Source organism: Pantoea sp. B65, from assembly GCF_047308185.1.
In the GTDB taxonomy this organism is placed as follows: Bacteria; Pseudomonadota; Gammaproteobacteria; order Enterobacterales; family Enterobacteriaceae; genus Erwinia.
Window position 1 is genome coordinate 74,421 of sequence record NZ_JAHXPU010000015.1, and the last position, 19,209, is coordinate 93,629.

The following is a 19,209-nucleotide window of genomic DNA, read 5'->3' on the forward strand; positions in this document are numbered from 1 at the left end:
CGACCTGTCCATTGTGGAAGGTTGTTATTGTCACTCGCTGAAAATCAGGAGCTTTTTACTATGCGTAATTTTGATCTCTCACCACTTTACCGCTCAGCCATCGGTTTTGATCGTCTGATTAACCTGCTGGAATCCAATCAGGGCCAGAGCAACGGCGGTTACCCTCCCTACAATGTGGAGCTGGTGGATGAAAATCATTACCGAATTACCATTGCCGTGGCGGGGTTTGCCCAGAGCGAACTGGATATTACTTCCCACGACAATCTGCTGATTGTGCGCGGTGCCCATGCGGAGGAACCCGCTGAGCGTCAGTACCTGTATCAGGGTATCGCCGAGCGTAATTTTGAACGTAAATTCCAGCTTGCCGAACATGTGCATGTGCGTGATGCACGGCTGGAGAACGGCCTGCTGTATATCGACCTGGAGCGGGTGGTGCCGGAGTCGATGAAGCCACGCCGGATTGAAATTCTCAACTAATGGCAACGCCGCGCTAAGCCGCGGCGTCAGGGCGTATACGGGGTCAGCATCAGGCTGGCCCCGTTTGATCACAGATGCTGTTGGCGTACCATCAGCGCTGAGGTCAGAAAGCCGCCAAATACATTCAGCAGTAACCCCGCAATAATAATCGCCGCACCGGTAAGCTGCATTGCCGACAGGGTTTCATCCAGCAGCAGCGCGGCGCTTAGCATACCCACCACCGGCACCAGCAGCGCCAGCGGCGCAACCCGCCAGGTCTCATAGCGTTTCAACAGATTGCCCCAGATGGCATAACCGATGATGGTGGCAATAAACGCCAGGTAAATCAGTGCCAGAATGGTTGTGGTATTGATATTAACCAGGCTTAGCACAATGGCCTGTGGTCCTTCAAATAGCCACGAGCAGACAAAAAAGGGCGCCACCGGCACCAGCGCGCTCCAGACTACCAGCGACATTACCGGCACCTGGGTATTACGCATAATCACTTTGTTGGTGATATTTCCCAGCGCCCAGGAGAGTGCCGCGCCCAGCGTCAGCAACAGGGTGACCATCGTAATGCCGCTGCCGCCCTGCGTCTCCAGCCCGGCTTTCGCCAGCACCAGCATACCTGCTGAAGCCACCAGGATACCGGCGATATGGTTCCACTTCAGTTTTTCCGACAGCATTAGCGCGCCGAGCAGAATAGTGAAAAAGGCCTGCGCCTGAATCACCAGCGAAGCAATGCCCGCCGGCATTCCCAGCTTAATCGCCAGAAACAGAAAGGCGAACTGACCAAAACTGATGGTCATGCCATAAACGAACAGCCATTTGAGCGGGATTTTGGGCGGTTTGATGAAAAAAATCGCGGGCAGTGCAACCAGCGCGAAACGCAACCCGGCCAGAAGAAATGGCGGCATATCGTGTAGACCCACTTTAATAACAACAAAATTCACCCCCCAGGCAATCACCACACAGAGAGCCAGCAACATATCTTTGACCGACATAACACTTTCCTTCTTCGACACGCGTCAGGCGTTTACGGTAACCGGCGTGGAAATCTCACCACAACAATCTGTGCCGACGATGCGGAAATAATCTCCGACGCCAAGCGCGATCGACTTATCCAGTTCACCGGCGTTAAAAAACAGCGTACCGGCGGCAGCCATCCGTTCATCAACCAGTAGCGTTAACTGACTGGCGAAACTGAACGGCGGAACGGCGCCCATTACGCACTGGGTCAACTCCTGCGCCACCTCCGGCGGTGCAAAGCTCGACTTTTTGCCGCCCGCCAGCCTGGCGACGGCTTTAAAATTGACTTTGCTGTCACCGGGGATGATGGCCAGCACATAGCTCACCGGCGCGGCGCCAGCAATCACCTGCAGTACCATGGCTTTTGCAGCCTGCTCCGGTAGATTGCCGCGAATTGCGCTGATCAGTTCAGTTCGACCTTCTGGCGGGTGTTCAATCACCCGAAAGTCCGCCTGATGCTGGTTCAGTAACGTGACAATTTTTTCAAACGTTTTCATGTATTACTCCTTACATGGATGAAAATTACCGGCAGAGGCGGCATTACTGCCGCCCCGGCAATCGTGTGGGGCAAATTACCGCCGCTACAGTCAGCTCCAGGCGATGGCATTCTTCATTTTCTTATCGGTTAAACCGAAGAAAAATCCCATGGTGATCCGGGTATCCCCGGCGACCCGATCGATTTCGTGGTAGTACACCGGGTTAAAAATATAGATATCGCCCTTGCGTGGGCTGAACTCGCAGGTTTCGCACTCTTCGACCACGCCGCTCTGATAGCCCAGTTCTCCCGGGGTCTTAAACAGCTCATCTTCCTGACGCCACTTTTTCTTATACACGCGCAGCACGCCGCCACTGTCGCATTCCTGCAAACAGACCACGCAGCTGAGTTGATGGAGGATATGCGTCACCGCCAGCCCGCTATCGGCGGCATCACGCACGATATGATCGTTATGCAGCGGGTTGGCGACGCCATTGGCGTGAAAGCGCACAATCGAGCCGGAATAGGCTCCCAGTCCCGGCTCCTGCGCGGTTTGCAGGGTTTCCAGCTGCAGCGCCCTCTGTACCCACCGATAAACATTCTCCTTCAGCGTCATTAGCGAATCCGGTAGCGACGGCTGGATATCACGCAGTTCGGTAAAGTAATTTTCCGGCGCGGAGGTGTATTTCGCCAGATAGGGACCGAGCGTGGTTAACGCGCCATTCGGGTAGTGCGATACCCGGACTTTTTCCCGACAACGGGTTAAGTCTTCAACCACCGCCTGGCTGGCATCGGCGGTCAGAAAACCACGTAGCACCAGTAACGGGACGCGCGCGGTAACGATATCGTCGAGCCAGGTCCGCTCAACAAACATAGTGGGATTAATAACGCGAATTTGATTAAAAATGGCCATGATTTACTCCGCAAAAGTTAATTCTTGAAGCTCATGATTATTCATTCGACGCCATCCGCCGGCAGTAGCAAGGCCCGGGATGATTTCTGATGAAATGTATTTGGTGTGGTTATCTTCATAACAGTGCAGGGTGAAGTAGTGAGGGAAAGGGCTATCATCGGGATACCATTGCCAGGCCCAGGCTTTTTCCCGCGTAATAAAAAAAGCATTTCCTGAACTGCCACCCGGCGCAATCTGCGCCATCTTCTGCTGCAAATAGTGGCGACTCATCCCGGCGGGAGTGATCGGGTCGACGATATACTGCAAATATTCGGATGAATCGAAACGGGAAGACTCCATCCCCAGGTGCTGATAAATGGTGGGCAGAAAACCGTTATGCATCATGTACCACTGAGTACCGCCGCTGGTGTGCAGCAGCGGGTGTGAAAATTGCCCGCCGGTATTTTTACTCAGGGTGGCATGACGTACATGCACCGCCAGAAATTGACCACGGATACTGTCGATATCAATACTGGGTAGCGCATCGGCAAAGGTGCCGGTGCCTCGCAGGGTGCGCACTTTACCGTTATCCAGCCATAAACATCCCCAGCCATTGGGATGCTGCCTGATTGGGCCGTCATGTTGCGCGGTTTCGCCGCAGCTCATCGCCCGCGCCGCATTCATCACGGCAGCCACGGAAAAGTGCCCCTGCGCCATAATCATCCTGCACATCGTAAACTCTCCCGCAGCGGCAGTGGACTAATGGTTGAAACGGCATGAAATACCGACATAATTTCGTGCTGACTGGCGGCGGAGAGGCGCAGGGTGCCAAGAATACCGGCATGGCGCGTTAAGTCGGCGTATAACGTCGAGTCTCTTGATACGCTGATCTGCGGTAATTTCAGCGGCGCCAGCACGCAGCCGCGCTGATTCTGGTGCACCCAAAATTCAGCCGCCGTCAGCTGGCTGGCCTGGCGCAGACGCAGCTGTCCCACCGCCTTGTTGTCGCCGGTTTGCCCCAGGCCAGAAAAGGATTTCCCCTGCTCAATATTAAAAGCAATTTCTGCCCAGTTAACACCGGTCACCTCTTTCACCAGGTTAACCACACCCATACCGGAGAGGCGAAAACCCATCTCAAGGAAGTGCGGCATGCCATCGACCACAATAAAGTCGATATGAAATGCCCCCTGGCGATAGTCAAAAGTGTTGCAGCACAGTTTCATAAACGCGCTAAAGGCCGGCGGCAGATGATGGGCGGCGATAGCCACATGCCCCGATTCATAAAAGCTGGTGATACCGTCCGGATTTTTTACCTGTTCAATCAGCTTCTGGCAGCAGGTCAGCGCATGGGGGACGCCGTTGCACACCACTCCCTGTAGTGAAAACTCATCGCCCTGTAAGCTGCTTTCGACGATAAAACCGGAAAAGCACCGGCCGCCGTAGTTCATGGTGGTCACCAGTTTATCAACGGCTTTATCCAGCTCGGGCGCCGATTTCACCAGCCAGACGCCGAGGCCGCCGCCGCCATCCACCGGTTTTATTACGCAGGGATAGAGCAGTGCGTCGCGCGCATCACGAATACTGAGCGCCGAGGCAAAGAATCGGAACTCAGGCTGAGGGAAGGGGCTGTGCGCTTTGTTAAGCGCCATGCGCTGAGCATATTTATCCAGCGGAATAAAACTCCGGCGATCAAGCGGGTCGCCGAGTATCTCCCTGACGCGCCCGGCGCTCTGGTTGTAAGCTTCAAAACCCGCCAGCACCACCTGTGGGTGCTCAAGTAAACCGGCATTCATATATGCCTGCATCACTTCAAACGGGCTCTCCGGACGGTTGATTCGCAGGATCATATCGAACGGCAGATCGAGGCAAATGGACTGATAATCAATAAAATCCCCCATTTCAGCCAGCACGGTAAAATACCCCTCGCGCTGAGCAACGTCGCAGTAAGGGTTTTGCCCGTCTCGTGTGGCACCAATTTGCAGAAATATTTTTTTCATCATTCAGCCTTAGCGCATTAGCGTCCGGAGATCACTTCACTGATGGTGTCCTGCAGGACACCGTTATTAACCTGAATAATTGCTTTGTGCGGATCAAAGCGCAGGATGCGCGACAGAGGATCCTGTGGTTTACGATCCAACAATGAGGTGACCAGCGGGTTACGGTAACACTGGCGCAGCTGCTCAAACGTCAGTCCGGACAGCTGCGCCAGCTGGCTGCACAGCTGCAGGTTCGGCGTCTCTTCGCCGCGCAACAGCGCGTGAATGGCGTCCGCGGAGATGCTGATATTCTGCTGGCTGAGATAACGATCGAGGTGTTTGCCGCCAGCGGTAAATGGCGACCAGATCATACAGATCAGCTGCTGAGTGGAGAGACCGAAGGCATCAAGGGCAAACTGCGTGGCACGTTCACGCTGCACGGCAATGGCATCATCATTCTGATAACGGGCGGCCATTTCGGCGATCAGATGCGGCGGAAAGTCCTTCTGTTGCATCAGCCCGAGTGCAAAGCGCACATATTCGCGAATCCCTTCGCCATAGCTGCGTTGCAGTAAGGTTTCTGCGCGCAGGCCGCGAATATGGGCCATCAGCGTCGGATTACCGCAGTCGGATTCGGAAAAACTGAACATCAGCTCGTCAAAGCGGAAATTCATAAACTCGCTGAGCAGCGCCCAGTGTTCGCCCGCCTGATAGGCGGTATCCTGATAGATATTGAAAAACAGCGGGTCGCGCGTCAGCTGGTGGGTAATACGATGGCCTGGGGTAATATTATCGGCGCCATAGATATGACTAAAATAACGTTCGGCCACGCCATCAAGGGTTTGCAGAAAGCCGCTAAAACCGCGTCCTTTTTCCACTTCGGGGGCGGAAAACAGTCGTGCAAGGTGACGCGCCCAGGCGAGATAAGCGGTCTGCTCTTCGGGGGAGTCGCCGGTAATAATGATATCCACCCCGCCGTCATAGTGAGCGGCCAGACCAAAGGAGTTCACCATGCTGAGATTACAGGCATTACAGAAGGTCGATCGCGCATCGGCCTGAAAGCGGTGACCATTCATCAGCACATCAGAGCGATTCTGACGGCGCACCGAATCTGGCATGAGTAAATGGCGTGCAAAGCGCCGAATTAATAAGCCATCAATCAGTAAACACTCGACCGAATCGTCATCATAAATATTTAATGCCTGATAGACGCGGTCAATATTTGCCATCACTTGATCATTCATACCGGCATGGCGATTAGTACTAATGCGTAACCGAAAGGTTTCCCCTGTTTCCTGCCAGAGTAGCCCCTGAATATAGCGTACCCATGCCACCATATAGCTGCTGTCCTTGCCACCGCCATAGGCAAGTAATACCTTGTTATTGCTGATATCAGATTGATCGGGTAATGAACGGATTAAGCGTTTTGCGCACTGCCTGGCCGAAGCGATAATTTTTTCAGAAAGATAATGTTCTATATCTTTCATCATGGTTGACAGGTTATTCATTTTGCCTTTTTCCTTTGGATAATAAATACAGGATTGCCCCATACGGGATAAGCAATAAGTGCGTCCACGTCCAAAAAAAGTCGCAAAGTTGCAAAAGAACCGGTGATTAAAATTCATTATTATTAAGCGCTTGATAGTTAAACTACTATCAAAGTAATCTCATGAATATGTACAGATCAGATCGATGTGGGGTGGAACAGATGTCCATTGCTGGAACAGATCAGGAGAGTCAGGGAAGCCGCTACCGCCAGATTGCCGAACAGATTAAGCAGGCCATCCACGAGGGTACACTGCTGCCTGATACACGGTTGCCCTCGGTACGCACGCTGGCAACCCAGTACAATGTCAGCCTGACGACGGCGCTAAAAACCCTGCGTTCGTTGGAGGATGAGCATTACGCGGTGGCCAGGCCCAAATCGGGATTCTTTGTCGCGCCATTAATCCGTCCGCAGCGCGATAAACCGGTGGTGATTGAGCAGTCACGACAAATTGCCCAGCTGGATGAGCAGACTGAACTGCATCTGGCGATGGTCGGTACCGATTGCCGTATCCGGCTCGATCTGGCTAACGGCGCCAGTTCGTTGTATCCGATCAAAAAGATTGGTCTGCTGATGCGCCAGTTGGGTTACACCAAACCTTTTTTGTTGGGCAATACCGTCAAAGGAACCGGCTACTCACCGCTGAAAGCTGAAATTGCGCGGCGCGCTTTCGATTATGGCTGCAATATTAACCCTGATGATATTTTAATTACTAATGGTTGTATTGAGGCGATATCGCTGTCATTACGCGCCACCGTTAAACCCGGCGATGTGGTGGCGGTAGAGTCACCCTGTTATTTTGTGCTGCTGCAAATGCTGCATAATTTAGACTTGCGGGTGATCGAAGTTGAAGCCGGGCCTGAAGGTTATATTCATGTTGAGAAATTAACCACATTGTTTCAGCGCAAAGCGGTAAAGGCGTTTGTGACGCTGGCGAACATTAATAATCCGCTGGGTAAGTCTATTCCTAATGAGAAGAAAGCTTATATTGCGCGTCAGGCTGACGAAAATGACGTGATTATTATTGAGGACGATATTTTTGGGGACACCGCCTTTGGTGAGCGTCGCCCCTTTCCGATGCGCGCCTTTACGCCGAATGCCATTTTGTGCAGCGGTTTCTCAAAAACTGTGGCGCCGGGGATGCGTATTGGTTGGGTGTGCAGCAGTAACTATATGCGTAAAATCGCCTCGCTAAAATATACCTCGACGATGGGGACTTCGGTACTGTCGCAGGCGGCGATAGCCGAGCTGTTGCGCAATGGTGGCTATGATGCCCATCTGCGCAAACTGCGGCGTGAGCTGGCGAATCAGATAGGTCAGATGCGCCGCGCAGTAGTGCGCTATTTCCCGCCCGGCACCCGGGTTTCCGACCCTGAAGGGGGTTATGTGTTATGGGTCGAGATGCCGCTGCAGGCGCTTAATGTGCGGGCGTTATTTATTAAGGCGCGTAATGCCGGTATCGGTATTGCTCCCGGCCATATTTTCGCCACCGATCATCGCTATGATCACTGCTTCCGGCTGAATGCCGGTTTTGGCTGGAATGAGGAAGTGGAGCAGGCGATTAAACAGCTGGCGCAGTGGTGCAGACAATCGCTGGCGCCGGGCGGTGCCTGATGCCGCACTAAGGCCCGCATTAACGGGCCCCGGCGGTTTAGCTAAGAATATTTGCCGGCGCCATTGTCCGGCGGCGCTTTTTCTTCAGCAGATAGCCTGCGGCCAGCACCAGCAGCCAGACCGGGATCAGCCAGACCGAGATCGCCATACCCGGCGTCAGCAGCATAATGACCAGCACCCCGGCCAGAAACAGCAGACAAATCAGATTGGTTAACGGAGCGAACGGGCTCGGGAAACCGGTTGATTTGCGCGCAAGGCGCATTGCGCGACGGAATTTCAGATGCGTGATACTGATCATCGCCCAGTTAATCACCAGCGCAGAGACCACCAGCGACATCAGCAGCTCAAAGGCTTTGCCTGGCATAAGGTAATTGATCACCACACACAGCGCGGTTGCCAGCGCTGAAATGCCGAGGGCAGTCAGAGGAATACCGCGACGGTTAACTTTTAGCAACGCCGCAGGCGCATTGCCCTGTTGCGCCAGCCCAAATAACATCCGGCTATTGCAAAAGACACAGCTGTTATAAACCGAGAGCGCCGCCGACAGCACCACCAGATTCAGTATGGTCGCCACCATATTACTGTTCAGCGCATGGAAGATCAGCACGAACGGGCTGCCACCTTCCACCACCTTCTGCCACGGGTACAGCGACAGCAATACCGCCAGTGCGCCAACGTAGAACAGCAGAATGCGATAAATCACCTGATTGGTGGCTTTCGGAATACTTTTCTCCGGGTTATCTGCCTCGGCGGCGGTAATTCCCACCAGCTCCAGCCCACCGAAGGAGAACATAATCACCGCCATGGCCATCACCAGCCCGCTGATGCCGTTGGGGAAGAAGCCACCGAACTGCCACAGATTCGCCACGCTGGCTTCCGCGCCGCCATTGCCGCTGGCTAACAGCCAGATGCCGAAGGCAATCATGCCGACAATGGCGGCGACTTTAATAATCGAAAACCAAAACTCCACCTCGCCGTAGACTTTAACGTTGGTGAGGTTGATAGCGTTAATGGCGACAAAAAATACCGCCGCGGACAGCCAGGTCGGTATTTCAGGCCACCAGTACTGGACATAGATGCCCACGGCCGTCAGTTCCGCCATGCTTACCAGCACATACAGTACCCAGTAATTCCAGCCCGACATAAACCCGGCAAATCCCCCCCAGTATTTGTTAGCAAAATGGCTAAAGGATCCGGCAACCGGTTCTGCCACCACCATTTCACCAAGCTGGCGCATAATCAGGAAGGCGATAATGCCGGCAATCGCGTAACCCAGCAGCACCGCGGGTCCGGCCATTTTTATCGTCTGGGCGATACCGAGAAACAGACCGGTACCAATGGCGCCCCCTAAGGCGATCAGCTGTATGTGACGGTTTTTTAACCCTCTTTTTAACTGTTGTTCTGACTGGTGCGTATCCATGAATGTTCCAAAAAAGTATAAATACAGGTCGACTGAGGAAAAGCAATTATCGGGCCAGTGTCAGAGTGGAGTGGCGGTGCGTCTGATTAACTTATTGAAATATTTTGAAATTTATCAGAAGGGAGTGCGCTCACGGATTGTGCATAAAATGCATCTTTTTGGCGGTTTTGTGCTTTATTCACCACAATGGTGCGCTAAGTGAGCGAAATGTATTAGCAAAATGACCCGTTATGGTGCAGCAGCGGGTTTCCCTCCCGCTGTGATCGGCGAGGGGGTTACTGCGCTTCGGCGTGGGCGCGTTCAATCTCTTCCGCCAGAATGCGGATGCCTTTCTCGATGGTCTCGCTGTCCGGCACATAGTTCATGCGCATACACTGGTGAGTGTGCGGCCATTCCTGTTCCAGTCCGGGGAAGAAAAAGTGGCCTGGCACCATTAATACACCGCGCTGCTTCAGACGCTGATAGAGCAATTCAGTGCTAATCGGCAGATCCTGGAACCACAGCCAGAGGAAAATCGCCCCTTCCGGTTTATGAATCAGGCAGCGATCTTCGGGCAAGTAGCGACGAATAACGGCGATAGTCTGTTTAACGCGTTGCTGATAGAACGGTTTAATCACCTGTTCCGACAGACGCAAAAGGTCGCCACGTTTAATCATTTCCGTGGCGATAGCCGGTCCGATGCTGCCGGGGGCGAGGCTGATAATGCCGTTCATATTGCTGATCGCCGCGATCACTTTCTCATCCGCAATAATAATGCCGCAACGCGCGCCGGGCAGGCCGAGTTTGGACAGACTCATACACAGGATAATATTGGGATTCCACAGCGGCCGCACATCGCTAAAGATAATACCGGGGAAGGGGACGCCGTAAGCATTATCAATCAGTAACGGAATATCATGCTGCTGCGCCAGCACATCGAGTTTCATCAACTCTTCGTCGGTAATCACATTACCGGTGGGGTTGGTCGGGCGTGAGACACAGATTAAACCGGTATCGTCGGTGATCTGTAAATGGCCGAAATCGACGTGATATTTAAATTGCCCCTCTGGCAGCAACTCAATATTGGGTTTTGCCGAGACAAACATCTGTTCATCAAGGCCGGCATCGGCATAGCCGAGATATTCTGGCGCCAGCGGAAACAGCACGCGCTTTTTGCTGCCGTCGGCACGGCGGCCGGCATACAGGTTAAACAGATAGAAAAATGCACTCTGACTGCCGTTGGTTAAGGCGATATTTTGCGGTGTAATTTGCCAGCCAGGCTGCTCGCACAACATTTCCGCCAGCGCTTCCAGCAGCACGGCTTTGCCGCGTGGGCCATCGTAATTGCACAGCGCTTCGGTTAGTTTGCCTTCCTCATGCATCTGCTGCAGCAGCTGCTGAAAATAGTCATTCATTGCCGGAATTTGCGCCGGATTACCGCCGCCCAGCATCACCGCACCGGGCGTGCGTAAGCCTTCACCCATATCTTCCATCAGGCGGGTAATACCTGAATGGCGTGTAAATTTGTCACCAAAAGCAGAAAAGGTCATAACGTGTAAATCATTTGTTAGCGCACAGGGGCAATCACCATAACGCCCTGCTAAATGGCGTGCAATGGCTATCATGTGGCGGGATGTTAACTTTGCCCCGGTGCGGTAGTGATTTCGTTAGCGATCAGGTTGTTGAGGGGGCGAAAACACGCAGACGATGGCCATCCGGATCGAGGGCAACAAAGGTGTAGCCGAAATCCATTACCGAAGGTGTCTGCACAACCGGCAACTGGCGCTGGCGCCAGTCGGCATATAGCGCATCGACAATATCGTTATGACTCACCGAAAAGACCAGCTCTCCGCCGCCACCGAAGTGATTATCTGGCGCGACGGCAGGCTCAACGGTATGCCTTGCCCACAACCCCAGTTTTACGCCGGTTGTCAGCACAAACATGGCAAAGACAGGGGAAGATTCCACCGGGGGTTTCCCCAGCAAGGCGCTATAGAACTGAGCACTGATCGCCGGGCTGTCGACGTACAAAATGATTAAGTTTGGCTCTGTCACAGGAATACTCCGCATTGGTTGATAAACAGGCCGGAGCAGGAGTGCCCGGCGTTTTCAATGCTAAGTCGCCCTACTGCCAGTTTCTGTCAGTAGCAGAGCGCTACTGCGCGGCGATCCCTTCGCTTTCGCGCCACTCTTTTAACAATAGCTGGCGCCGACGCGGGTAGCGCTGCTCCAGCATCGCCAGTGCGGAGATGCGATCGGTACGAAAATGGCGAAATCCCTGCCGCAGTTCACACCATGCCACCAGTACGCGAACATGGTCAAAATATCCCAGCGCGAAGGGCCAGATAATGCGTTGTGTATCAGTACCGTTAAGGTCGAGGTAATGAATATCCAGTTTTCGTCCGGCGCGGATTGCCTGGCGGATTTGCGGCAGCGTTTCCTCTCCGCCGTGACTGCCGGGCGGGCCGACCAGTAACGTGGATGCGTCCAGTGACCGGCGAAGATCATCCGGCAACACGACGGCGATTTTTGTCAGGGCACTTTTCGCGGCAGCACTAAGTCGTTGATCGCCACGCGCTGCCACCCAGCGCGATCCCAGCGCCAGGGCCTCAATCTCCTCCCCGGAAAACATCAGGGGCGGAAGCATAAAACCAGGACGTAATACATAGCCCAGCCCGGCTTCGCCTTCAATACTGGCGCCCTGTTCCTGCAGGGTGCCAATATCACGGTAGAGCGTACGCAGACTAATATTGAGCTGCGCAGCCAGTTGCGCCCCGGTAACCGGAAAGCGGTGGCCGCGTAAAATCTGGATCAAATTTAACAGACGTTGCGCACGAGACATGGGCGTTTTCTCTGGCAATATTGGCAGGGCACAGAACCGACGCCGGGGAGCGTTAATGGCTCCCCGGATGAATTTACTGCAGCAACTGTGGGTTAACGCAGTTCTTCTCAACTTTGCCGGTCAGGGCGGCAATCAGGTTATCCACCGCGTCCTGCGCCATACCATAGCGTGTTTCATGGGTTGCGGAGCCGATATGCGGCAGAGCCACCACGTTGGGTAATTTTAGCAGCAGGGAGTCAACCGGCAGGGGTTCCTGCTCAAACACATCCAGTCCTGCAGCATAGATAGTGCCGTCCTGAAGCGCCGCGATCAGTGCTTGTTCATCCACCACCGGGCCCCGTCCGGCATTGATCAGAATCGCGCCCGGTTTCATTTTCGCCAGTTGCTCGCGGCCAATCAGGTGGTGGGTCTGCTCCGTCAGCGGCAGGCTGATGCAGAGAAAATCGGACTCCTGCAGCAGGGTATCGAGATCGCAATATTGCGCATCAAAGCGTTGTTCTGCTTCCTGATGATGTTTCCGCGCGTTATACAGAATAGGCATGCTAAAACCGAAGTGGGCGCGCTGTGCCAGCGCCAGGCCGATGCGACCCATACCGAGGATCCCCAGCTTTTTATGATGCACATCGATGCCAAACCAGTCCGGGCCGATGCTGCTTTGCCACTCTCCGGCTTTTACCCGTTCAGCCACTTCTACCACGCGACGGGCGGTAGTCAGCACCAGTGCCATCATGGTGTCGGCAACGGTTTCGGTCAGTACGGTCGGGGTATGCATCAGCAGTACCCCGCGCTGATTCAGCGCCTCGACGTCGAAGTTGTCATAACCCACGGAGACGGTGGACGCTGCGCGCAGTTTTGGCGCTTTCGCCAGAAACTCGCCGTCCACTTTACCGCCGGAACCGAGAATCCCTTCTGCTGACTGCAACACCTCAGCGTATTTCGCGATATTTTCCGCGGTCAGGCCGCTGATTTCGGTCACGGTAAAGTGTTGATCAAGACGCTGGCGTAAATCGTCGGGTAAGGACTTATACAGCACCACTGAAGGTTTCATGCGTGTCTCCCTGTGAAAAGCATGTTGGGCGGTAAGATCACCGCCCGGGATAGTGTAAACGACGGGGCTGCGGTCAGGCGTGTTTAGCGCCGTGGCCCACTTCCGGCAGTTTATTACCGGCGGGTTTAACAATAAGCGTTAACCAGACGGCGATCAGCAGCGCCGCACCCATAAAAATATAGGACGCTGACGGGTTGCCGGTGGCTCCATTAAGATAGCCAACGAACCAGGAACCGGTAAAGGAACCTAACGCCCCCATACTATTAATCAACGCCATCGCGCCCCCGGATACATTGCGCGGCAACATCTCAGGGATAATAGCGAAGAACGGACCGTAAGGGGCATACATGGCCGCGCCGGCAATCACCAGCAGGGCATAGGAGATCCAGAAATGCCCCGGGCCGACCAGGTATGAACCTAAAAATGCCAGCGCGCCGATTAGCAGTAACGGCCAGACAAACAATTTGCGGTTTTGTAACTTATCGGACGCCCAGGAGACGATTATCATCGCAATGGTCGCGGCCAGATAGGGCACCGCTGAGAGCCAGCCTGCTTCTACCATACCCATTTGCGTGCCGTTACGCAGTATTGATGGCAACCACAGCACGAAGCCATAAACGCCGATACTCCAGGCGAAATACTGCATGCACAGCAGGATCACATTGCGTGATTTAAAGGCGGCGCGGTAATTCGGCACCGCTTTAATGCTCTCCTGTTCTCTCTTCAGCTCGGCCTGCAGCGCGGCTTTCTCTTCAGCGCTCAGCCACCTGGCCTCGGCAGGTTTATCCTGCACCATAAACCACCAGGCGATGGCCCAGACTACCGCCGGAATACCTTCGAAGATAAACATTTCACGCCAGCCGAAGGATTCGATCAGATAACCGGACACCACCGACATCCACAGTACCGTCACCGGATTCCCGAGGATCAGGAAGGTATTAGCGCGCGAACGTTCCGATTTGGTAAACCAGTTACTGATATAAATCAGCATCGCCGGCATCACTGCCGCTTCCACCACGCCGAGCACAAAACGGATGGCGGCCAGCATCGGAATATTACTCACCACGCCGGTCAGTGACGCGCAGCCGCCCCACAGAATCAGACAGCAGAAAATCAGCTTTTTCACGCTGCGGCGTTCGGCGTAAATCGCGCCGGGGATCTGGAAAAAGAAATAACCAAGGAAAAACAGGGCGCCCAGCAGCGATGACATGCCTTTGGTAATACCTAAATCGGTATTAATTCCTGCCGCCGAGGCAAAACTGAAGTTTGCCCGGTCCAGATACGCCAGACTGTAGGTGATAAACACGATGGGCATGATATACCACCAGCGTTTCGGCGCGATCGTATGCTTTTTCATCATCTTCTCCTCTGTTGAGGTGGTCGCATTCTGGTCTCAGGGAGATCGATGCGGTTTAATTATCTGCAGGGCACGACAATTCTGGGCGGCGCTAAGCGTCGCCGAGCTCAGCGCGCGTCGGCAGCCCTTCGCTGTCGCCGATCACCTGAATCGCCAGTGAACCGATTTTATTGCCGCGTTTAATTGCCTGCGGCAGGGTTTTGCCTTCCAGTAACGCGCTGATTACGCCGACCGCAAAGCCATCGCCTGCGCCAACGGTATCCACCACGTTCTCCACTCTGACGGCGGCGATCTGGCCTTTCTCTCCTTGCGCGGTTTTATACCAGGCGCCGTCACTACCGGTTTTGATAATTACCGCCTTCACGCCCTTATCGAGCCAGAAGTCGGCCATCGCTTCCGGCTGGCTGTAACCGGTGAGGATCCTGCCCTCTTTTTCACCCGGCAACACCCAGTCGGCATATTCCGCCAGCAGATTCAGTTGTTTCACCATCTCTCGTTCGCCGGACCACAGCACCGGGCGCAGGTTTGGATCGAAGGAGATGGTTTTTCCGCGCGATCTCATCTCTTTGGCGGCAAACTTGCACAGTTCCAGCGAACTGTCGGAAAGCGCTGCGGCTACCCCGCTCAGATGCAGATGACGGGCGGCGCCAAAGTAGTCAGGGTTAAAATCCTCCACTGACAGATGGCTGGCGGCAGAACCTTTACGGAAGTACTCCACCAGCGGGTCGGAGCCATCTTCCACTTTTGATTTCAGTTGAAAACCGGTGGGATAACGCGGGTCTACCGTCACCTGACGATGATCGACCTGCTCTTTTTCCAGTTGCTGACAGGTAAAACGACCAAAGGAATCATCACCGACGCGGCTGACCCAGCCCACTTTCAGGCCGAGGCGCGCCAGCCCGATGGCGACATTCAGTTCGGCGCCGGCAATGCGCTTAATAAAACTCTCTGCCGCGGCCAGATCGCCGGTTTCCCGGGCGACAAACATCGCCATGGCCTCACCGATAGTGACGGCATCCAGTGTGGTGTTCTGTAGATGGGTTGTCATCCGATCACTCCTCGCGCAACAGGTTAACGTAGTGGCGGGTGACGGCGACCAGGTCGTCCCCTGCTAACGGAAATTCGATACCGCGCGGCGCATTCGCCGGCAGCAGTTTCAGCAGATCGCGCCAGGTGCCGTCAGCCTCATCAAGGGCAATGGCGCGGAAGCTATCGTGGTGCGGCGCGGCGGCTTTGATATGGATATAGCTGACGAAGCGGCCAAGATTATCTGCCGCTGCGCGCGGGTCATCACCGACCCACAGCCAGTTGGCCATATCAAAGGTCATGCTATTCGGCATCCGCGCCGCAGCGCAGTCGGCGAAGAAATCCTGCAGCGCCTGGCGTTTGCCGCATTCGGTCTGATCGTTTTCCACCACCACATGCAGTGGTAAGGCAGCCAGCCGCTGTTGTAGCGCCTGGCAGTCAAAACCACGGCAATAATTACCCAGCGAAAATTTCAGTAACTGCGCGTTCAGCTGGCGGGCTTCGGCAACCCGCTGATCGAGCTGCGGATTGAGGGAACCATCGGCCATAAACAGCGCTTCCGGTACCGAATAAAAGGCGATGAGCTGGTGCTGCGCAATCGCCTTGCCGAGGTCAGTTAAGTTCAGCAGTTCATCGGCGCTGAGCAGTTCGCGGCGAATTTCAACGCCATCGGCGCCCGCCTGCGCAATCACCGGCAGTAAACCCTGTTGGCCACCTGCCGCTTTAACCTGTTGCTGACCATAAGCGGCGGTCACTACCATTATTTCTCGTTTCATCCTTTCCTCCGGCTCCCGGTACTTCGTCGTTACAAAAACGTTAAATGGAACCGGTTCCAAAGAAAAGCGACAGAGTGTGAATTTATGATCGCGCTCACGATGTGAGCATTTTTTTGTCGGTTTTGCGCTGGACAGGAAGGGGAAAGGACTGCGCCGCAGGGCGGCAAAATGCCGCCCGGGGAAACCGATTATTGCGGAGAAGTGGAGCCGCGGATGACCAGTTCGCCAGAAAACATCTGCTCGGCCAGCGGTTCTTCGCTACCGTTGATGCGACGGATCACCTGCTCCAGGGCGGCATAGCCGATCTGCCAGGTCGGTTGTTTTAAGGTGGTGATGCCGACACCCGCCAGCTCCGCCCACTCCAGTTCATCAAAGCCCAGCAGGCCGATATCCGCCCCCCAGCGCAGTCCGAGACGACGTAGCGAGCGCGCCACCTGCAGCGTCAGCGCACCATTGGCCACCATCACCGCACAGGGATGGTGTTGATGGCGGCGGTAAAAATCGAGCAGCAGGCCGTCGAGTTTAACCTCCTGGTCCAGGCTGGCTTCCGCCTGTTCGGCATCTGTCAGCTGATGCCGCCGGGCGCAGGCTTTAAACGCCTGCAGGCGTTCGAGGCGGGTATTGACCAGCCCCAGTGGTTCACTGAGAAACAAAATCGCCTGATAACCGTTTTCCAGTAAATGCTCGGTGGCGGCAGTAGCCGCTTCGGCGTTATTCAGACCGACCACATCACAGGCGAAATCGGGGATTTTGCGGTCAATCAGCACCATTGGCAGCAGCGACTGCTGTAGCATATTCAGTGCTTCTTCCCGCATACCCACCGCATTGACCACGATGCCTTCAACCTGATAGCTGCTCAGCAACTGCAGGTAATGGCGCTCCTGATCCACTTCGTTGTTGGTGTTACAAACCAGCAGCGTAAAACCCTGCGCACGGCAGGCGGCTTCAATACCGGAAAGTACATCCACCGAATAGGGGTTGGTAATATCGGCAATGATCAGGCCAATCAGACGGGTACGGCCACGTTTCAGCCCGCGCGCCATCTGGCTGGGACGATAGTCGAGAGCGGCAATGGCATCTTCGATGCGCTGTTTGAGATCCGGGGAAAGCGCATGTTGTTCGCCGTTAAGATAACGTGAAACACTGGTTTTTCCGGTGTTTGCTGCCCTGGCGACATCGCTGATGGTTGCTCGTGCGGCCTTGCGCTTCATAGCTGTCCTTTGGCGTTCAGATTGAGCCAGAGACTAGCACAGCTTTTTAGCCGGCGTTAAGCGCGGATTTGACAGGGGCAGTGCGCCGCCCCTGTCAGCTGAGGGCTTAAAGCGGGCTCAGGGTGATTTCTACGCGACGGTTCTGTGCTTTACCTTCGGCGCTACTGTTGCTGGCAATGGGATTATCTGGTCCCATGCCGCTGGTGCGGATACGGTTCGCCGCCACACCCTGGGTAATCAGCGCACTGCCGACGCTGTCTGCGCGCTGTTGTGATAGCGTCATATTCAGCGCCCGGGTACCGGTACTGTCGGTATAACCGACAATATTGACCGCCGTTTTCGGATACTCTTTCAGCACCATCGCTACGCCGGTCAGGGTATTGGCGCCTGCCGGTTTCAGCGTGCTGCTGCTGGAGTCAAATGTGACATTATTGGGCATATTCAGAATGATATTGTCACCGCTGCGCGTCACGCTGACGCCGGTGCCTTTCATCTTGTCGCGCAGTTTGGCTTCCTGCACGTCCATATAGTAACCCGCGCCACCACCCAGTGCGGCTCCGGCGGCGGCGCCAATCAGCGCGCCTTTGCCGCGATCTTTCTTCGAGGAAGAGAGCATGCCGACGCCAGCGCCGAGGGCGGCGCCCAGTCCGGCACCGATACCGGCTTTGCCCGCCTGGGACTCGCCGGTATAAGGATTGGTGGTACAACCGGAAAGGGCAATAGTGCCGCTCAGTAACAAGGCGATGGTGATAAAGCTTTTTTTCATGGGTTTTCCCTCAGACTTATCTCGGTAGACGCACATGCATCCATAAGCGGCACAATTATGCCGCTTAAATGTGAGGAAAATACTTAAGGTTAAGTCTTAAATTGTAAATCTGAACTACGAAAGGTTATCAGGGTGGCAAAAGCAGTCGATAACGTGATCATTGACCAGGCCGCAGGCCTGCATAAAGGCGTAGCAGGTGGTGGAGCCGACAAATTTAAAGCCGTGCTTTTTTAGCGCTTTTGACAGCGCATCGGAAGCGGCGGTTTTACTCTGCGCGCCGGCGAGACTGTGCAGATGATTAATCTGTGGCTGATGATCGACAAAACTCCAGATAAACCGTGAGAAATCCTCGCCACGGGCTTCCATCGCCAGATAGGCGCGGGCATTGGCGATAATCGCCGCCAGCTTACCGCGGTGGCGTATCAATCCGCTGTCCTGCATCAGCACATCAAGCTGTTCCTCTCCCATCAGCGCCACCGCGTGCGGATCGAAACCGTGAAAGGCGCGGCGATAGTTTTCGCGTTTTTTCAATACCGTAATCCACGACAGACCTGCCTGTTGCCCCTCCAGACAGATCATTTCAAACAGTTTTTTCCCCTCGGTTTGCGGAATGCCCCATTCATCATCGTGATAGGTAAGGTAGAGAGGATCCTGTGTTACCCAGCCGCATCTTTGCATTTGTGAATCCCTTATCAATAGAGGCGCAAAATTTGTTGGATTTATCCTTGACGTGTCACTTAATCGGTCAATAGTTAACCAGTGGGATAATGTACAACCGTAACCCATAAATAATACA

At 54.5% G+C, this 19,209-nt stretch carries 19 protein-coding genes; 2 read left to right on the plus strand and 17 right to left on the minus strand.

Translation table 11 applies throughout. The features are described from left to right. Positions 1 to 60 precede the first annotated feature (60 nt). Positions 61 to 477 (plus strand): small heat shock chaperone IbpA, encoded by a 417-nt coding sequence (gene ibpA, locus JWF83_RS03240; RefSeq protein ID WP_413648635.1) that lies wholly within the window; start codon positions 61 to 63, stop codon positions 475 to 477. 68 nt (positions 478 to 545) lie between these two features. Here the strand turns inward: ibpA and JWF83_RS03245 are convergent, their stop codons facing one another. The 6 genes from JWF83_RS03245 to JWF83_RS03270 all read right to left on the minus strand — a co-directional run bounded on the left by JWF83_RS03245 (position 546) and on the right by JWF83_RS03270 (position 6,336). Further along, positions 546 to 1,460, minus strand: a complete 915-nt coding sequence (locus tag JWF83_RS03245) for an EamA family transporter (RefSeq protein WP_413648637.1) — start codon at positions 1,458 to 1,460, stop codon at positions 546 to 548. Between the two features lie 24 nt (positions 1,461 to 1,484). Next, the gene (locus tag JWF83_RS03250; protein ID WP_413648638.1) at positions 1,485 to 1,982 is read right to left on the minus strand and encodes a YbaK/EbsC family protein; all 498 of its coding nucleotides are present in this window, start codon (positions 1,980 to 1,982) and stop codon (positions 1,485 to 1,487) included. 90 nt (positions 1,983 to 2,072) lie between these two features. Then, on the minus strand, positions 2,073 to 2,873 hold the full coding sequence (locus JWF83_RS03255) for a hypothetical protein (RefSeq protein WP_413648640.1): 801 nt from the start codon (positions 2,871 to 2,873) through the stop codon (positions 2,073 to 2,075). Between the two features lie 3 nt (positions 2,874 to 2,876). Beyond that, entirely contained in the window at positions 2,877 to 3,584 is a 708-nt protein-coding gene (locus JWF83_RS03260; RefSeq protein WP_413648641.1) for a class II glutamine amidotransferase, read from the minus strand. After that, complete coding sequence (locus JWF83_RS03265) at positions 3,572 to 4,849, minus strand: ATP-grasp domain-containing protein (protein ID WP_413648642.1); 1,278 nt, start codon at positions 4,847 to 4,849, stop codon at positions 3,572 to 3,574. The genes JWF83_RS03260 and JWF83_RS03265 overlap by 13 nt, the downstream gene beginning before the upstream one ends. 17 nt (positions 4,850 to 4,866) lie before the next feature. After that, positions 4,867 to 6,336 (minus strand): hypothetical protein, encoded by a 1,470-nt coding sequence (locus tag JWF83_RS03270; RefSeq protein ID WP_413648644.1) that lies wholly within the window; start codon positions 6,334 to 6,336, stop codon positions 4,867 to 4,869. 200 nt (positions 6,337 to 6,536) lie between these two features. Between JWF83_RS03270 and JWF83_RS03275 the strand changes: the two genes are divergently transcribed. Then, on the plus strand, positions 6,537 to 7,988 hold the full coding sequence (locus JWF83_RS03275; protein ID WP_413648645.1) for a PLP-dependent aminotransferase family protein: 1,452 nt from the start codon (positions 6,537 to 6,539) through the stop codon (positions 7,986 to 7,988). A gap of 37 nt (positions 7,989 to 8,025) precedes the next feature. Here the strand turns inward: JWF83_RS03275 and JWF83_RS03280 are convergent, their stop codons facing one another. From JWF83_RS03280 to JWF83_RS03330, 11 genes are all read right to left on the minus strand, one after another. Then, positions 8,026 to 9,408 carry an amino acid permease gene (locus JWF83_RS03280; RefSeq protein WP_413648646.1) on the minus strand — a complete coding sequence of 461 codons (1,383 nt, stop codon included), beginning with the start codon at positions 9,406 to 9,408 and terminating at the stop codon, positions 8,026 to 8,028. Between the two features lie 275 nt (positions 9,409 to 9,683). Next, positions 9,684 to 10,937 carry a valine--pyruvate transaminase gene (locus JWF83_RS03285; RefSeq protein ID WP_413648648.1) on the minus strand — a complete coding sequence of 418 codons (1,254 nt, stop codon included), beginning with the start codon at positions 10,935 to 10,937 and terminating at the stop codon, positions 9,684 to 9,686. Positions 10,938 to 11,061: 124 nt separating this feature from the next. Beyond that, entirely contained in the window at positions 11,062 to 11,442 is a 381-nt protein-coding gene (locus tag JWF83_RS03290) for a VOC family protein (RefSeq protein ID WP_413648650.1), read from the minus strand. A gap of 100 nt (positions 11,443 to 11,542) precedes the next feature. Then, complete coding sequence (locus tag JWF83_RS03295) at positions 11,543 to 12,229, minus strand: helix-turn-helix transcriptional regulator (protein ID WP_413648652.1); 687 nt, start codon at positions 12,227 to 12,229, stop codon at positions 11,543 to 11,545. Positions 12,230 to 12,302: 73 nt separating this feature from the next. After that, positions 12,303 to 13,277, minus strand: coding sequence for a glyoxylate/hydroxypyruvate reductase GhrB (gene ghrB / locus JWF83_RS03300; RefSeq protein ID WP_413648654.1), 975 nt, complete (start codon positions 13,275 to 13,277; stop codon positions 12,303 to 12,305). A 73-nt stretch (positions 13,278 to 13,350) separates the two neighbouring features. After that, positions 13,351 to 14,634 (minus strand): MFS transporter, encoded by a 1,284-nt coding sequence (locus tag JWF83_RS03305; RefSeq protein WP_413648656.1) that lies wholly within the window; start codon positions 14,632 to 14,634, stop codon positions 13,351 to 13,353. 91 nt (positions 14,635 to 14,725) lie between these two features. Further along, positions 14,726 to 15,682 (minus strand): sugar kinase, encoded by a 957-nt coding sequence (locus JWF83_RS03310; protein ID WP_413648657.1) that lies wholly within the window; start codon positions 15,680 to 15,682, stop codon positions 14,726 to 14,728. Positions 15,683 to 15,686: 4 nt separating this feature from the next. Continuing rightward, positions 15,687 to 16,436 carry a sugar phosphate isomerase/epimerase family protein gene (locus tag JWF83_RS03315; protein WP_413648659.1) on the minus strand — a complete coding sequence of 250 codons (750 nt, stop codon included), beginning with the start codon at positions 16,434 to 16,436 and terminating at the stop codon, positions 15,687 to 15,689. 188 nt (positions 16,437 to 16,624) lie between these two features. Next, positions 16,625 to 17,647, minus strand: a complete 1,023-nt coding sequence (locus tag JWF83_RS03320; protein WP_413648661.1) for a LacI family DNA-binding transcriptional regulator — start codon at positions 17,645 to 17,647, stop codon at positions 16,625 to 16,627. A 106-nt stretch (positions 17,648 to 17,753) separates the two neighbouring features. After that, on the minus strand, positions 17,754 to 18,413 hold the full coding sequence (locus JWF83_RS03325; RefSeq protein ID WP_413648662.1) for an OmpA family lipoprotein: 660 nt from the start codon (positions 18,411 to 18,413) through the stop codon (positions 17,754 to 17,756). Positions 18,414 to 18,527: 114 nt separating this feature from the next. Next, complete coding sequence (locus JWF83_RS03330) at positions 18,528 to 19,091, minus strand: DNA-3-methyladenine glycosylase I (RefSeq protein ID WP_413648663.1); 564 nt, start codon at positions 19,089 to 19,091, stop codon at positions 18,528 to 18,530. Between the last annotated feature and the right edge of the window lie 118 nt (positions 19,092 to 19,209).

Bases quoted from the DNA above. Each gene is read 5' to 3' on its own strand.
- ibpA (WP_413648635.1), top strand. From the start codon at position 61: ATGCGTAATTTTGATCTCTCACCACTTTACCGCTCAGCCATCGGTTTT.
- JWF83_RS03245 (WP_413648637.1), bottom strand. From the start codon at position 1,460: ATGTCGGTCAAAGATATGTTGCTGGCTCTCTGTGTGGTGATTGCCTGG.
- JWF83_RS03250 (WP_413648638.1), bottom strand. From the start codon at position 1,982: ATGAAAACGTTTGAAAAAATTGTCACGTTACTGAACCAGCATCAGGCG.
- JWF83_RS03255 (WP_413648640.1), bottom strand. From the start codon at position 2,873: ATGGCCATTTTTAATCAAATTCGCGTTATTAATCCCACTATGTTTGTT.
- JWF83_RS03260 (WP_413648641.1), bottom strand. From the start codon at position 3,584: ATGTGCAGGATGATTATGGCGCAGGGGCACTTTTCCGTGGCTGCCGTG.
- JWF83_RS03265 (WP_413648642.1), bottom strand. From the start codon at position 4,849: ATGAAAAAAATATTTCTGCAAATTGGTGCCACACGAGACGGGCAAAAC.
- JWF83_RS03270 (WP_413648644.1), bottom strand. From the start codon at position 6,336: ATGAATAACCTGTCAACCATGATGAAAGATATAGAACATTATCTTTCT.
- JWF83_RS03275 (WP_413648645.1), top strand. From the start codon at position 6,537: ATGTCCATTGCTGGAACAGATCAGGAGAGTCAGGGAAGCCGCTACCGC.
- JWF83_RS03280 (WP_413648646.1), bottom strand. From the start codon at position 9,408: ATGGATACGCACCAGTCAGAACAACAGTTAAAAAGAGGGTTAAAAAAC.
- JWF83_RS03285 (WP_413648648.1), bottom strand. From the start codon at position 10,937: ATGACCTTTTCTGCTTTTGGTGACAAATTTACACGCCATTCAGGTATT.
- JWF83_RS03295 (WP_413648652.1), bottom strand. From the start codon at position 12,229: ATGTCTCGTGCGCAACGTCTGTTAAATTTGATCCAGATTTTACGCGGC.
- ghrB (WP_413648654.1), bottom strand. From the start codon at position 13,277: ATGAAACCTTCAGTGGTGCTGTATAAGTCCTTACCCGACGATTTACGC.
- JWF83_RS03305 (WP_413648656.1), bottom strand. From the start codon at position 14,634: ATGAAAAAGCATACGATCGCGCCGAAACGCTGGTGGTATATCATGCCC.
- JWF83_RS03310 (WP_413648657.1), bottom strand. From the start codon at position 15,682: ATGACAACCCATCTACAGAACACCACACTGGATGCCGTCACTATCGGT.
- JWF83_RS03315 (WP_413648659.1), bottom strand. From the start codon at position 16,436: ATGAAACGAGAAATAATGGTAGTGACCGCCGCTTATGGTCAGCAACAG.
- JWF83_RS03320 (WP_413648661.1), bottom strand. From the start codon at position 17,647: ATGAAGCGCAAGGCCGCACGAGCAACCATCAGCGATGTCGCCAGGGCA.
- JWF83_RS03325 (WP_413648662.1), bottom strand. From the start codon at position 18,413: ATGAAAAAAAGCTTTATCACCATCGCCTTGTTACTGAGCGGCACTATT.
- JWF83_RS03330 (WP_413648663.1), bottom strand. From the start codon at position 19,091: ATGCAAAGATGCGGCTGGGTAACACAGGATCCTCTCTACCTTACCTAT.